Below are 14,425 nucleotides of genomic sequence, written 5' to 3' on the forward strand. Positions count from 1 at the left end.
GTGGTCCTGAGGCGTCGCGCCCTGCCCTACCTCCTCCTGCTGCCGGCGGTGCTGGCCGAACTGGTCGTGCACCTGGTGCCGATGGTCACCGGGCTCTGGATGAGCTTCAAGGAGCTCACCCTGCTCTACATCCGCAACTGGTCGGAGGCGCCCGGGGCGGGCCTGGACAACTACAAGGTCGCCGTCGACGTCAACGGCGCGATCGGGCAGGACCTGCTCCGGTCGTTCGGCGTGACCGTCGCGATCACCGTGCTGACGGTCGGGTTGTCGTGGGTGATGGGCGTCGGGGCCGCGATCCTGCTGCAGGAGAAGTTCAGGGGGAGGGGGTTGCTGCGTGCGGTCTTCCTCGTCCCGTACGCGCTGCCCGTGTACGCCTCGGTCATCACCTGGTCGTTCCTGCTCCAGCGTGACACCGGGCTGGTCAACCACGTCCTGGTCGACCAGCTCGGCGTCACCGGGGACCGCCCGTTCTGGCTCATCGGCGACAACAGCTTCTGGGCGCTGCTGACCGTCATCGTGTGGAAGTCGTGGCCGTTCGCGTTCCTGGTGCTCATGGCGGGGCTGCAGGGCGTCGACCGCGAGATGTACGAGGCCGCGGCCATCGACGGCGCCGGGATGTGGCGGCAGATCCGGCACATCACGCTGCCCGCGCTGCGCCCGATCAACCAGGTCGTCGTGCTCGTGCTCTTCCTGTGGACGTTCAACGACTTCAACACGCCGTTCGTGCTGTTCGGCAAGGCCGCGCCGCCCGCCGGCGACCTCGTCTCCGTGCACATCTACCAGTCGTCGTTCGTCACCTGGAACTTCGGCGCGGGCGCCGCGATGTCGGTGCTGCTCCTGCTGTTCCTGCTCGTGGTGACCGTGCTCTACCTGATCTTCACGTCCCGACGGAGGCCCGCCCATGCCTAGCTCGCGCACCATCGCGCGCACCGGGGAGCGCGGGGCCCGCACCGCCCCGGCCGCCTCCGGCCCGCCGCCGGGCAGGGGCGGCGGCGGGCGGCGGCCCCGGTCGCCGATGGCGCCGCCGCGCTCGTTCATCTGGACGCGGCGGATCGTCCTCACGCTGCTCACCGCGTTCGCGCTGCTGCCGGTGTACGCGATGGCGAGCTCGTCGCTGAAGCCGCTGCAGGACGTGCAGGGCGAGTTCCGGTGGTCGCCGTCCCGGCCGACCATCCGCCCGTACATCGACATGTGGGACACCGTCCCGCTGGCCGACTACTTCGTGAACAGCATCCTCATCGCGGGCGGCGCCACCGTCCTGTCGGTCGCGATCGCGATCCTCGCCGCGTACGCCGTCAGCCGCTACCGCTTCCCGGGGCGGCGGGTCTTCACGATCACGGTGCTGTCCACCCAGATGTTCCCGGGGATCCTGTTCCTGCTGCCGCTGTTCCTGATCTTCGTGAACGTCGGCAACGCGACCGGGATCGCGCTCTACGGCAGCCGGGGCGCGCTGATCCTCACCTACCTGACCTTCTCCCTGCCGTTCTCGATCTGGATGCTCGCCGGGTACTTCGAGTCCATCCCGCGCGAGCTGGACGAGGCCGCCAGGGTCGACGGCTGCGGGCCGATCGGGACGTTGTTCCGGGTGGTCCTCCCGGCGGCGGTGCCGGGGGTGGTCGCGGTCACCGTCTACGCGTTCATGACCGCGTGGGGCGAGGTCCTCTTCGCCTCGGTCATGACCAACGAGACCACCCGCACCCTGTCGATCGGCCTGCAGGGCTACTCCACCCAGAACGAGGTGTTCTGGAACCAGATCATGGCCGCCGCGCTCGTGGTCAGCCTGCCCGTCGTGGCGGGCTTCCTGCTGCTCCAGCGGTTCCTGGTGGCCGGGCTCACCGCCGGATCCGTCAAGTGAGCGGCAGGCCCCCGAACCCCTCTCCCGCACCGTGAAGTGAGGATGACGTGCCCCTCGAAGAACCCGACCTGACCGCCTTCCCGCCCGGCTTCACCTGGGGCGCGGCGACGTCCGCCTACCAGATCGAGGGCGCGGTGAAGGAGGACGGCCGCTCCCCGTCCATCTGGGACACCTTCTGCCGCGTGCCGGGCGCCGTCGCGGGCGGCGACACGGGTGACGTCGCCTGCGACCACTACCACCGGTGGCAGGGCGACGTGGCGCTCATGAAGGACCTGCGGCTGAACGCCTACCGCTTCTCCATCGCGTGGCCGCGCGTGCTGCCCGACGGCGGCGGCCCGCCGAACCCCGCCGGGCTGGCGTTCTACGACCGGCTGGTCGACGCGCTGCTCGAGTCGGGGCTCACCCCGCACGCCACCCTGTACCACTGGGACCTGCCGCAGGTGCTCCAGGACCGGGGCGGCTGGCCCGAACGCGAGACCGCGCGGCGGTTCGCCGACTACGCCGCCGTGGTGGCCGACACGCTCGGCGACCGGGTCAGGCACTGGGCGACGCTGAACGAGCCGCTGTGCTCGGCGTGGATCGGGCACCTGGAAGGGGCCATGGCGCCGGGCCTCACCGACCTCACCGCCGCCGTGCGCGCCTCCCACCACCTGCTGCTCGCCCACGGGCTCGGCGCCCAGGCGCTGCGCGCCGCCGTGCCCGGGGCGCAGGTCGGCATCACCAACATCCTGACGGCGTCCGAGCCCGCCACCGACCGGGAGGAGGACGTCGCCGCGGCGCGGCGCGACGACGGCCACAACAACCGCTGGTGGCTCGACCCGCTCCACGGCCGCGGCTACCCGGCCGACATGCTGGAGGTGTACGGGGTCGAGCCGCCCGCCGAGCCCGGCGACATGGAGACGATCGCGGCGCCCCTGGACTGGCTCGGCGTCAACTACTACCGCCGTTCGATCACGGTCGACGACCCGTCCGGCCCGGCCCCGTACGCCCGCCCCGTCACCCACCCCGGCACGCCGCGCACCGGCATGGACTGGGAGGTCCACCCCGACCGCCTGGAGAGCGTGCTGCTCCGCGTGCACCGCGACTACGCGCCGCGCGCGATGTACGTCACCGAGAACGGTGCCGCCTACCCCGACGAGGTCACCCCCGACGGCCACGTCCACGACGCCGACCGCACGGCCTACCTGGAGTCGCATCTGGCGGCCTGCGCCCGGGCGGCCCGCCAGGGCGCCCCGCTCGAGGGCTACTTCGTCTGGTCGCTCATGGACAACTTCGAATGGGCCTACGGATACGCCCAGCGTTTCGGCCTCGTGCACGTCGACTTCGGAACGCAGGCCCGGACGATCAAGGACAGCGGTCGTCGCTACGCAGAGCTCATCGACGCCCACCTCCACCCCCGAGTAAGGAGCGGCTCATGAAATCCCTCGTCCGCGCGGGCGCCCTCGCGGTGCCCGCGGTGCTGGCACTGACCCTGGTCCAAGGGGCGGCCACGGCCCGGTCCATCCCGGCGTACCTCGACCGCGGCGCCCCGACGCCCGCCCGCGTCGCCGACCTGCTGAGGCGCATGACGGTCGAAGAGAAGGTCGGCCAGACCGCACAACCCGCGGTCGTCAACGTGCAGGGCGACTGCAACTGGTCCGGCGGTCAGCTCAACACCGCGTGCATGAAGAAGATCCTCGGCGACCAGAAGGTCGGGCAGATGCTCTCCGGCGGCGGCCAGCCGCCGGCGCAGAACACGCCGCGTGCCTGGGCCGAGATGACCAACACCCTGCAGAAGTTCGCGCTCGACAACCAGCGGCTGCGCATCCCGCTGCTGTACGGGGTGGACGCGGTGCACGGGCACAACAACATCGTCGGCGTGACCAAGTTCCCGCAGCAGCTCGGCGTCGGCGCCACCTGGGACCCGGCGGTGTCCCAGGCGATGGGCAGGTCGACCTCGGCGGCCGTGAAGGCCACCGGGCCCAACTGGAACTTCGCCCCCGTCCTGGACATCGCCCGCGACACCCGCTGGGGCAGGTACTACGAGACCTACTCCGAGGACCCGCACCTGTCCGGGGCCCTGGGCGCCGCGTTCGTCAGGGGCTCGCAGCAGGACGGCAAGGTCGCCGCCACGGTCAAGCACTTCGCCGGCTACTCGCAGCCGTTCAACGGGCACGACCGCGCCCCGTCGCACTTCGACATGCGCTACTTCCAGGACACCATCCTGCCCGCGTACAAGGCGGCCGTGGACGCCGGCGCGCAGACCGTCATGGTCAACTCCGGCTCGCTCAACAGCATCCCCGCGCACGCCAGCCGCTACCTGCTGACCGACCTGCTCCGCGGCCAGTGGGGCTTCAAGGGCGTCGTCGTCAGCGACTGGGACGACGTGCAGGCCCTGGCGAACTCGCACAAGATCGCCGCGACGTACGCCGACGCGGCGGGCATCGCGATGAACGCGGGCGTGGACGTGGCCATGCTGCCGCCCGGCGCGGTCGACGGCTACGTCAACGGGCTCACCGCCCAGGTGAAGAGCGGCAAGGTCTCGCGCAAGCGCCTCGACGACGCGGTCGGCCGCATCCTCACCCTGAAGTTCCAGCTGGGGCTCTTCGAGAACCCCTACGTCGACGCGGCCAAGGCCGACGCCGTCCTCGGCGCCGACAAGGCCCTCGCGGTCAAGGCCGCCACCGAGTCGATGACCCTGCTCAAGAACGACGCGAACGCGCTGCCGCTCGCCACCGGGAAGAAGCTCGTCGTCGCCGGCCCGGCCGCCGACTCGGTCTCGATCCAGAACGGCGGCTGGACCATCGGCTGGCAGGGCATCCCCGACGGCGTCGACGAACCCGGCGTCACCGTCTGGGAGGGCGTCAAGGCCGCCAACCCGTCCTCCGAGCTGGCCACGACCGCCGACGAGGCGGTCGAGAAGACCGAGGACGCCGACGCCGCCATCGTCGTGGTGGGCGAGAAGGCCGGCGCCGAGGGCGTCAACGACAACGAGACCCCCGAGCTGTCGGCCGACCAGCAGGACCTCGTCGACCGGCTCCAGGCCACCGGCAAGCAGGTGACCGTCGTCGTGCTCGCCGGGCGCCCGCTCGTCCTGGGCAAGGCCGCCGACGCCGGGCAGCTGCTGATGGCGTGGCTGCCGGGCAGCGAGGCCGGCACCGCCGTCGCCGACACCCTGTTCGGCAAGGCCAACCCCGGCGGCCGCCTGCCGGTCTCCTGGCCCAAGTCGGTCGGCGACCAGCCGATGTACTACCAGCAGATGCCGGGCACCAACAGCGGCCCCAGCTCGGCCTACGACCCGCTCTTCGCGTTCGGCGCCGGCCTGTCGTACACGACCTTCGCGGTGAACGGCCTCAAGCTCGACACCGCCTCGGTCTCCCGCCGCGGCACGGTCAAGCTCACCGTCCAGGTGAGCAACACCGGCTCCCGTGACGGCGACTTCGTCGTGCCGGTCTTCGCCGGTCAGGCCGTGAGCCGCGTCGTGACCCCGCCGAAGCGCCTCACCACGTTCAGCCGCGTCCCGCTGAAGGCCGGCGAGACCCGCTCGGTCGCCCTCACGTTCCCGATGTCCGTCCTCGCCGTCACCCCCGGCGACATCGACGGCGCCGGGCGGCCCGAGGCCCTCACCGGCACCTACCAGGTCACCGCCGGCGACAGGACCGCCGACCTGACCGTCCGCTGACACCGTCCCCCGCACACGGGCGGCGCGCCATCCTCGGGGGATGGCGCGCCGCCCTCACTTCTGCAGCAGCAGGCTCGTGCGCCTGGCCACCACGAGCATCAGCCGCTGGTCGTTGCCGGTGGGGCCGTGCGGCCGCTCGTAGTGCAGGGACACCACGCCCAGCGGCCGGCCGGCGCGGTCGTGGAAGGGGGCCGACTGGACGGAGTACGCGCCCGCGTCGAGCATCACCTCGCGCCCCTCGGACTCGGCGAACACCGGGCTCGTGGCCACGTCGGCCACCCGCACCGAGACCCCGAGCGCCAGTGCCCGGCCGCAGGCGCTGGAGTCGTCGGCCACCAGTTCGAAGTGCCTGAGGAACGGGTCGGAGAAGCCCCGCTGCGACGCGATCCGCAGCCCGCCCGTCCGGGAGTCCGTCAACTGGATGTTGCCCCGGGCCGCGGAGCTGTGCCGCAGCATGGTCTCCAGCGCGTCCTCGAGGATGGACGGCGCGTCGGCACGGTAGCCGCTGCCGGAGCTGAAGAACTTGGGACGCTGGCGCTCGTTCACCCCCAAAGGCTAAACCAGGCAAACAGGTGGTGAGAGCGCCTACGGGCCTCACGTGCCGCGCAGTGACACCACGGGCGCGCGGAGGGGGTGTTTGTGGTGACCGGGGGTGAGGGGAGGCTGCGGGAATGGACGTGAACGACTGGCCGGGACGGGGCCTGAGCGACGAGGAACTGGACGTCGCCTACAACGTGCGGCGCAAGGCGGGGGAGCGGCACTTCGCGGAGCTGATGACCCGCTACCGGGCCGAGTCGGAGAAGGCGGTGGAGGGGCTGCCCGGGACGCCCGGGGTCGTCCATGACCCCGCGAGCGGGGAACGGCTGGACGTCTGGGGGGCCGAGCCGGGCGGGGAGCCGCGGCCGGTTTTCGTGTTCTTCCACGGCGGCTACTGGAAGGCGCTGTCGCGGCACGACTCCTCGTTCATGGCGCGGATGCTGCACGGGCAGGGCGTCGCGACCGTGGTCCCCGACTACACGCTCGCGCCCGAGGCGACGCTGGAGGAGATCGTCCGGCAGGCGCGCGCGGCGGTCGCCTGGGTGTGGGACCACGGGCGCGCCCATGGGCTCGACCCGGACCGGATCGTCGTCGGCGGCAGCTCGGCGGGCGGGCACCTGGCCGGGATGACGATGGTGGGCGGCTGGCAGGCCGGGCTGGGGCTGCCGGAGGACGCGGTCAAGGCGGCGATGCCGTTCAGCGGGCTGTTCGACGTCCGGCCGCTGACCCGGGTCTACGTGAACGAGTGGCTCGGGCTGGACGTCGCCCGCGCGGCGGCGCTGAGCCCCGTGCTGGTCGCGGGGGAACGGCGCTGCCCGGCGGTGATCGTGGCCGCGGAGCACGACGGGACCGGGTTCGTCGAGCAGTCGCGGCGGTTCCAGGGGATGTGGGGCGGCGAGCTCCTGATCGTCCCGGAGCGGGACCACTTCGACGTCGTGCTCGACCTCGGCGACCCGGGCACGGCCGTGAGCCGGGCCCTGCTGGCGCTCATCCCGCGGTGAGCTCGGCGGCCTGGGCGCGCAGGTGGTCGAGCATCAGCCGGGCCGAGGGCGTGAGCGGCCGCTTGCCGGGCAGGGTGACGCCGACCTGGCGGCGGACGGGCTCGAGCGGGACGGGCAGGGGCGCGAGGTCGGTGTCGGTGCGGGCGACCAGCTCGGGCAGCGCGGCGATCATGTCGGCGTCGCGGACCAGGGTGCGGACGGTGAGGATCGACGTGCACTCGACCAGGTTGGACGGGAGCGAGAGGCCCTCGCTGCGGAAGATCTGTTCGAGCTCGTGCCGGAGCGCGGTCTGCTCCAGCGGGAGCACCCACGGGTAGTCGAGCAGGTCTTCGAGGCCGAGGCAGGGCCGGGCGCGGGCGGGGTGGTCGCGGCGGGCTACGAGGCGGATCGGCTCGGCGTAGAGGGTGATCTGGCGCAGGCCGTGCAGGTCCCCGATCGGATTGAGGCGGCCCAGGATCAGGTCGATCTCGCCTTCGAGGAGCCGGGGGACCTGGGCGTCGAAGGTGGCCTCCTGGACGATCACCGTGATGCCGGGGCGCGCCTTCTTGAGGGTGGCGATGGCGCGCGGGAGCAGCACGTTGGAGCCCGCCAGGAGGGTGCCGATCGTGACCGTGCCGACCTCGCCGTCGGCCAGGCCGGAGATCCGCTCGCCCGCCCGGCGCAGCTCGGCCAGGACGGCGCGGGCGTGCTCGATGAACGCCTCGCCGAAGAGCGTCGGCGTCATGCCGCGCGGGCCGCGGGTGAACAGCTCGACGCCGAGGACGTGCTCCACCTCGCGCAGGCTCCGGGTCACCGCGGGCTGGGCCAGCCGCAGGTGCTCGGCGGCGCGCAGGACGCTGCCCTCGTCGGCCACGGCCACCACCAGGACCAGGTGGCGGAGCTTGAGCCGCCCGTTGAGGAGGTCGATCGTGCGCATGCCGCCTTACTATCACAATCCCGTTATATCCAGCCGGTCAATCGGTATTGGTCCGGCATAGCTGAATGGGGAATCATCGCGGGTGTGAAGGCTGAGCACTACGTCGACGGCGCGTTCGTGTCCGCGGGGACCGTCTTCCCGGTGATCGACCCCGTGACCGGGGCCGGATCGGGGTCCGCCCCGGAGGCCACCCGGGAGGTGGTCGACGCGGCGGTCCGCGCCGGGCGGGCCGCCCTCAAGGGCGCCTGGGGCTCGGCGGCCGACGGCGAGCGGGCCGCGGCGCTGCGGGCGGTCGCCGACGGCATCGACGCGCGGTTCGACGAGTTCGTGGACGCCGAGGTGCGCGACACCGGCAAGCCCCGCGAGCTGGCCGCCACGGTCGACGTGCCGAGGGCGGCCGGCAACTTCCGGGCCTACGCGGACCTGCTCTACGGGCGGGGCGAACGGGCGTTCACCACGGCCGTCCCGGGCTGGAGCGGCGGCTCCGGGCAGGCCCTCAACTACACCGTCCGGCGCCCGCTCGGCGTGGTGGCGGTCATCTCGCCCTGGAACCTCCCGCTGCTCCTGCTGACCTGGAAGGTCGCCCCGGCGCTGGCCGCCGGCAACGCGGTGGTCGCCAAACCCTCGGAGGAGACCCCGTCCACGGCGACGCTGCTGGCCTCGGTGATCAACGACGCCGGGCTCCCGGCGGGCGCGTTCAACCTCGTCCACGGGCACGGCGCGGGCGCGGCGGGGGAGTTCCTCACCGGGCATCCCGGCGTCGACGCCATCGCCTTCACCGGGGAGTCGGCCACCGGTGCGGCGATCATGCGCAACGCCGCCGACCACGTGACGCCGCTGTCGTTCGAGCTGGGCGGCAAGAACCCGGCGCTGGTGTTCGCCGACGCCGACCTGGAGGCGGCCGTCGAGGGCACCGCGCGCTCCTCGTTCACCCACTCCGGCCAGATCTGCCTGTGCACCGAGCGCGTCTACGTCGAACGGCCCGTCTTCGACGAGTTCGTCTCCCGGCTCGGCGACCGGGCGCGCGCTCTCAAGGACTACGGCCCGATGATCTCGGCCGCGCACCGCGACAAGGTGCTCTCGTACTACCGGCTGGCCCGCGAGGAGGGCGCCACCGTGGTGGCCGGCGGCGGCGCGCCGGTGTTCGGCGACGCCCGCGACGGCGGCTTCCACGTCGAGCCGACCGTGCTCACCGGCCTGCCGCCCACGGCGCGGACGGTCCGCGAGGAGATCTTCGGCCCGGTCTGCCACGTCGCCCCGTTCGACACCGAGGACGAGGCGCTCCGGCTGGCCAACGACAGCCCGTACGGGCTCGCCGCCACCGTCTGGACCCGCGACCTGTCCCGGGCCCACCGGGTGGCGCCGCGCGTCGAGACCGGCATCGTGTGGGTCAACTGCTGGAACCTGCGCGACCTCCGGACCCCGTTCGGCGGCGTCAAGGCCTCCGGCATCGGCAGGGAGGGCGGGGAGTACTCCCTGGACTTCTTCTCCGAGCCCGTCAACGTCTGCATCCAGATCTGACAGCTGAAAGCGAGCCCGTGACCGAGACCCAGACATCCGCGATCGACCTGGCGGCCGAGCGCATCCGCGGCGCCCACGCCTCCGGTGTGCCGTGCGAGCCGGTCCGCGACCTGATCGGCACCGCGGACGAGGCGTACGCCGTGCAGGAACGCCTCACCGGCGAGTGGCTGGCCCAGGGCCGGCGCCTGGTCGGCCGGAAGGTCGGCCTGACCTCGCCGGCGGTGCAGGCCCAGCTCGGCGTCGACAGCCCCGACTTCGGCGTGCTCCTCGCCGACATGGCGGTGCCCGACGGCGCGGAGATCCCGGCGGGCGCGGTCATGCAGGCCAGGGCCGAGGCCGAGGTCGCGCTGGTCCTCGACCACGACCTCACGCACGAACGGCACACCGTCGCCGACGTCGTCCGCGCCGTCGCGTTCGCCCTGCCCGCCATCGAGATCGTGGGCAGCCGCATCCGCGACTGGGACATCACGCTCGCCGACACCGTCGCCGACAACGCCTCGTCCGGCCTGTACGTGCTCGGCAACCGGCCCGCCGCGCTCGGCGACGTCGACCTGCGCCTGTGCGGGATGGTCCTCGAACGCCGCGGTGAGCAGTTGTCGACCGGCACCGGCGCCGCCTGCCTGGGCCACCCGCTGAACGCCGCGCTCTGGCTCGCCGACACGGCGGTGCGGCTCGGCCGCCCGCTGCGCGCGGGCGACACCATCCTCACCGGGGCGCTCGGGCCGATGACGACGCCCGCCCCCGGCGACGTGCTCGAAGCCCGCATCGACGGCCTCGGCGACGTCCGCGTGGCCTTCGGCGAGGAGGCCTCATGACCGACGTGTCCGGGTTCGCCGAGACCCTCGAGCAGGCCGTGCGCGATGTGCGCGCGGTGCCCAAGCTCACCGCCACCGCGCCGTTCGACGTCGCGGCCGCGTACGAGATCCAGCGCGCCGGGATCGCCCGCCGCGAACGCCGCGGCGAGCGCCGCATCGGCGTCAAGATGGGCTTCACCAGCCGCGCCAAGATGGTCCAGATGGGCGTCGACGACGTCATCTGGGGGCAGCTGACCGACACGATGCTCGTCGAGTCCACGGTCGACCTGGCCGAGCTGATCCATCCCAGGATCGAGCCGGAGATCGTGTTCCTGCTCGGCCCGGAGGGCTTCAAGGCCGCGGTGGGCTTCGAGGTGCTCGACTCCCGCTACGAGGACTTCAAGTTCACGCTGCCCGACGTCATCGCCGACAACGCCTCGGCGGCCCGGTTCGGGTTCGGCGCCTGGCACGACCCGCGCGACCTGTCGAACGTCGGGCTGGTCATGGAGATCGACGGGCGGGTCGTGCAGACCGGCTCGTCCGCGGCGATCCTCGGCGACCCGGTCCGCTCGCTGCGCGCCGCCGTCCGGCTCGCCCGCGAGGCGGACCTGCCGCTGGGACCCGGCTCGATCGTCCTGGCCGGCGCCGCGACCGCCGCGGTCCCCCTGCCCAAGGACGCCCACGTCCGCGTCACCGGCGCGGGCCTGGGCAGCGTGGAGGTGACGACGAAGTGAGCGCCGGAGGCGACGACCAGGTGGCCGACGCGGCGCGCGGGAACACCGAGGCGATGACCGTGGCGGGGAAGGCCCGGCCGCGCGGGCGCTTCCCGCACGTCAAGCGCGCGGGCGACTTCGTCTACGTGTCCGGGACGAGCTCGCGCCGCCCGGACGGCACGTTCGCCGGGGCGGGCGCCGACGCGATGGGCGTCACCGACCTCGACGTCCGCGAGCAGACGCGCGCCGTCCTGGACAACATCCGCGACCTGCTGAAGGCCGCCGGGGGAGACCTCGGCGACCTGGTCGACGTCACCGCCTACCTGGTCAGCATGAACGACTTCGGCGGCTACAACGAGGTCTACGGCGAGTACTTCGACGAGACCGGGCCGGCGCGCACCACCGTCGCCGTCCACCAGCTGCCGCACCCGCACCTGCTGATCGAGATCTCGTGCGTGGCGTACATCCCCGCGAAGGAGGCGTTGTCATGACCCTGCCGAGGCTCAGCCACGGGCGGCCGTTCAACTTCCCGAAGTGGATCGACGAGCACCGCGATCTGCTCAAGCCGCCCGTCGGCAACAAGCAGGTCTTCGAGGACGCCGGTCTCATCGTGATGGTCGTCGGCGGGCCCAACCAGCGCACCGACTTCCACGACGACCCGACCGAGGAGTTCTTCTACCAGCTCGAGGGCAACATGGTCCTGCGCGTCATGGAGGACGAGGGCAGGCCGCCGGTCGACGTGCAGATCAACGAGGGCGACGTCTTCCTGCTGCCGCCGCACGTCCGGCACTCGCCGCAGCGCCCCGAGGAGGGCTCGGTCGGCCTGGTCGTCGAGGTGTCCCGCCCCGAGGGCCTCCGGGAGGCGTTCGAGTGGTACTGCGTGAGCTGCCACCACCTCGTGCACCGCGCCGAGCTCCAGGTGCGCTCGATCGTGGACGACCTGCCGCCCACGTTCCAGAAGTTCTACGACGGCGACCGCAAGTGCCCGAACTGCGGTGCCGTGCACCCGGGCAAGGACTGGCCCGCCGAGCTGCGTCCGCGGACCGTACCGCGCGAGGGGGGACGACCCCCCACGCCCCCCGCCGCGGCCGCGCCGCGAGGCGGAAAGCGAGACTCGTGACCGTCATCGACGTCCACGCCCACGTCTTCCCGCCGATCTCCCGCGCCGAGAGCCGGGTGCTGGCGGGCGCGGGCGAGCCGTGGCTGCGCGCGAACGGCGACGGCAGCGGCATGATGATGAGCGGCGACGCCGACTACCGCCCGGTCGCCGCCGAGCTGTGGGACCCCGCCGCCCGCCTGGCCGCGATGGACCGCGCCGGCGTCGACGTGCAGGCGGTCTCGTCCACCCCGCTGATGTTCGGGTACGAGGCGGAGCCGGCCCGCGCCGCCGACTGGTGCGAGCTGGTCAACGACCGCATCCTGGCCTACTGCGCGGACGCCCCGGACCGGCTGCTCCCGCTCTGCCAGGTGCCCCTCCAGGACACCGGGCTGGCGTGCGCCGCCGTCACCAAGGCCAGGGCCGCCGGACACCGGGGCGTGCACATCGGCAACCACGTCGGCACGCGCTACCCCGACGACGCCGGCGTCACCGCGTTCCTCGCGCACTGCGCAGGGGAGGGCATGCCGGTGCTGGTCCACCCGTGGGACATGCTCGGCGACGACCGCATGGGCGGCCGCTACATGCTGCCCTGGCTGGTCGGCATGGCCGCCGAGACGCAGCTGTCGATCCTGACGCTGATGCTCTCGGGCGCGTTCGAACGGCTGCCCGGCTCGCTCAGGCTCTGCTTCTGCCACGGCGGCGGCAGCTTCGCCTACCTGCTCGGCCGGGCCGACAACGCCTGGCACAACCGTGACATCGTGCGCCGCGACTCCCCGAAGCCGCCGTCGGCCTACACCGACCGCTTCTACGTCGACTCGGCCGTCTTCGACCCGCGCGCGCTGCGGCTGCTGGTCGAGGTGATGGGCACCGAACGCGTGATGCTCGGCACCGACTTCCCGTTCCCGCTCGGCGAGCTGGAGCCCGGGACGACCATCCGGGCCTGCGAGTCGCTGACCGCCGCCGACCGCGACGCGCTGCTGGGCGGCAACGCCCGGCGCTTCTTCGACCTGGAAGGGAACAAGTGACCACCGAGCAGGAGGCGGAGGCCCGGCGGCTCGACGACACCGACCCGCTGCCCACGCTGCGCGCCGAGTTCCACGTGCCGCCCGCGCCGGGCGGGCTGTACGAGGAGTCCGCCTATTTCGCGGGCAACTCGCTCGGCCTCCAGCCGCGCACGGTCGCCGGGCGGATCCACGAGGAGCTCCAGGACTGGGCGCGGCTCGGCGTGGAGGGCCATACGCAGGCCCGCCGCCCCTGGGTGGACTACCACGAGCCGCTGCGCGACCCGGCCGCCCGCCTGGTCGGCGCCCTGCCGCACGAGGTCGTCGCGATGAACTCGCTGACGGTCAACCTGCACCTGATGATGGCCACCTTCTACCGGCCCGCGGGCGAACGCACCCGGATCGTCATCGAGGACTCGGCCTTCCCGTCCGACTCCTACGCGGTCGCGAGCCAGGCCGTCCACCACGGCCTCGACCCCGCCGAGACCGTCGTGCGCCTGCGTCCCCGCCCCGGCGAGGAGCATCTGCGCACCGAGGACGTCGTCGACCTCCTCGAACGCGACGGCCACCGGATCGCGCTGGTCATGCTGGGCGGCGTCAACTACCTCACCGGCCAGCTCATGGACATGCAGGCCCTGACCAAAACCGGCCACGCCGCGGGCGCTGTCGTCGGCTGGGACCTCGCGCACGCCGCCGGCAACGTGCCGCTGCACCTGCACGACTGGGACGTCGACTTCGCCGCTTGGTGCACCTACAAGTACCTCAACTCCGGCCCCGGCGCCGTGGCGGGCTGCTTCGTCCACGAACGGCACGTCCGCGACACCTCTCTGCCCAGGTTGGCGGGGTGGTGGGGCACCGACCCGGCGACCCGCTTCCGGATGGACCCGGTGATCGCGCCGCCCGCCTCCGCCGACGCCTGGCAGCTGTCCAACCCGCCGATCATGGCGCTGGCGCCCGTCCTGGCCTCCCTGGAACTGTTCGACCGGGTGGGCATGGACGCCCTCCGGGCCCGGAGCGAACGCCTCACCGCCTACCTGGCGGCCCGGCTCGACGGCGTCGCCGACGTGATCACGCCCGCCGACCCGGCCGCCCGCGGCTGCCAGCTGTCGATCCGCGTCCCCGACGCGTCGTCCCTGGTCAGAGCACTGGCGGGCTCCTACGGGATCATCGCCGACGCCCGTGAACCCGACGTCGTCCGGCTCGCTCCGGTGCCTCTTTACAACACCTTCCACGACTGCCACCGCGTCGCTGACGCGCTGACCAGTCTCAACGGGTAGGGTGGTCGACGTTGCAGTCGTAGTTTCCTCGACCTTTGCTCTGCGAAGCG

The 14,425-nt window shown here is 72.6% G+C and carries 14 protein-coding genes; 12 read left to right on the top strand and 2 right to left on the bottom strand.

All coding sequences use genetic code 11. The features are described from left to right. The 4 genes from ABZ810_RS40865 to ABZ810_RS40880 are packed head-to-tail and all read left to right on the top strand — an operon-like array spanning position 1 to position 5,516. Positions 1-909 carry a sugar ABC transporter permease gene (locus tag ABZ810_RS40865; protein ID WP_358412334.1) on the top strand — a complete coding sequence of 303 codons (909 nt, stop codon included), beginning with the start codon at positions 1-3 and terminating at the stop codon, positions 907-909. Continuing rightward, positions 902-1,855 carry a carbohydrate ABC transporter permease gene (locus ABZ810_RS40870; protein WP_358412336.1) on the top strand — a complete coding sequence of 318 codons (954 nt, stop codon included), beginning with the start codon at positions 902-904 and terminating at the stop codon, positions 1,853-1,855. The genes ABZ810_RS40865 and ABZ810_RS40870 overlap by 8 nt, the downstream gene beginning before the upstream one ends. A 47-nt stretch (positions 1,856-1,902) precedes the next feature. Beyond that, the gene (locus ABZ810_RS40875; protein ID WP_358412337.1) at positions 1,903-3,273 is read left to right on the top strand and encodes a GH1 family beta-glucosidase; all 1,371 of its coding nucleotides are present in this window, start codon (positions 1,903-1,905) and stop codon (positions 3,271-3,273) included. After that, a complete protein-coding gene (locus ABZ810_RS40880; protein WP_358412339.1) occupies positions 3,270-5,516 on the top strand; it encodes a glycoside hydrolase family 3 N-terminal domain-containing protein in 2,247 nt (748 codons plus the stop codon). Before ABZ810_RS40875 ends, ABZ810_RS40880 begins: the two co-directional genes overlap by 4 nt. 54 nt (positions 5,517-5,570) lie before the next feature. Here ABZ810_RS40880 and ABZ810_RS40885 read toward each other — a convergent pair whose 3' ends face one another. Further along, a complete protein-coding gene (locus ABZ810_RS40885) occupies positions 5,571-6,062 on the bottom strand; it encodes a GAF domain-containing protein (RefSeq protein ID WP_358412341.1) in 492 nt (163 codons plus the stop codon). A 125-nt stretch (positions 6,063-6,187) separates the two neighbouring features. Between ABZ810_RS40885 and ABZ810_RS40890 the strand changes: the two genes are divergently transcribed. Then, entirely contained in the window at positions 6,188-7,054 is an 867-nt protein-coding gene (locus ABZ810_RS40890; RefSeq protein WP_358412343.1) for an alpha/beta hydrolase, read from the top strand. Here ABZ810_RS40890 and ABZ810_RS40895 read toward each other — a convergent pair. Then, on the bottom strand, positions 7,041-7,970 hold the full coding sequence (locus tag ABZ810_RS40895) for a LysR substrate-binding domain-containing protein (protein WP_358412345.1): 930 nt from the start codon (positions 7,968-7,970) through the stop codon (positions 7,041-7,043). The genes ABZ810_RS40890 and ABZ810_RS40895 overlap by 14 nt on opposite strands. A gap of 84 nt (positions 7,971-8,054) precedes the next feature. Here ABZ810_RS40895 and ABZ810_RS40900 point away from each other — a divergent pair, with 84 nt between their 5' ends. Genes ABZ810_RS40900 through kynU form a run of 7 tightly spaced genes read left to right on the top strand, consistent with a single transcriptional unit; the run spans position 8,055 to position 14,375 of the window. Continuing rightward, on the top strand, positions 8,055-9,491 hold the full coding sequence (locus ABZ810_RS40900) for a 2-hydroxymuconic semialdehyde dehydrogenase (RefSeq protein ID WP_358412347.1): 1,437 nt from the start codon (positions 8,055-8,057) through the stop codon (positions 9,489-9,491). A gap of 17 nt (positions 9,492-9,508) precedes the next feature. After that, on the top strand, positions 9,509-10,306 hold the full coding sequence (locus ABZ810_RS40905; protein ID WP_358412349.1) for a fumarylacetoacetate hydrolase family protein: 798 nt from the start codon (positions 9,509-9,511) through the stop codon (positions 10,304-10,306). Further along, a complete protein-coding gene (locus ABZ810_RS40910; RefSeq protein WP_358412351.1) occupies positions 10,303-11,019 on the top strand; it encodes a 4-oxalocrotonate decarboxylase in 717 nt (238 codons plus the stop codon). The genes ABZ810_RS40905 and ABZ810_RS40910 overlap by 4 nt, the downstream gene beginning before the upstream one ends. After that, positions 11,016-11,489, top strand: a complete 474-nt coding sequence (locus ABZ810_RS40915; protein WP_358412353.1) for a RidA family protein — start codon at positions 11,016-11,018, stop codon at positions 11,487-11,489. The genes ABZ810_RS40910 and ABZ810_RS40915 overlap by 4 nt, the downstream gene beginning before the upstream one ends. Further along, positions 11,486-12,118 carry a 3-hydroxyanthranilate 3,4-dioxygenase gene (locus ABZ810_RS40920; RefSeq protein WP_358412355.1) on the top strand — a complete coding sequence of 211 codons (633 nt, stop codon included), beginning with the start codon at positions 11,486-11,488 and terminating at the stop codon, positions 12,116-12,118. Before ABZ810_RS40915 ends, ABZ810_RS40920 begins: the two co-directional genes overlap by 4 nt. Beyond that, positions 12,115-13,122: an amidohydrolase family protein gene (locus ABZ810_RS40925; protein WP_358412357.1), complete on the top strand. Its 1,008-nt coding sequence runs from the start codon at positions 12,115-12,117 to the stop codon at positions 13,120-13,122. The genes ABZ810_RS40920 and ABZ810_RS40925 overlap by 4 nt, the downstream gene beginning before the upstream one ends. Continuing rightward, positions 13,119-14,375, top strand: a complete 1,257-nt coding sequence (gene kynU / locus ABZ810_RS40930) for a kynureninase (protein ID WP_358412359.1) — start codon at positions 13,119-13,121, stop codon at positions 14,373-14,375. The genes ABZ810_RS40925 and kynU overlap by 4 nt, the downstream gene beginning before the upstream one ends. Positions 14,376-14,425: the final 50 nt, after the last annotated feature.

Origin of the sequence: Spirillospora sp. NPDC047279 (assembly GCF_040643285.1) — a bacterium.
Taxonomy (GTDB): domain Bacteria; phylum Actinomycetota; class Actinomycetes; order Streptosporangiales; family Streptosporangiaceae; genus Spirillospora.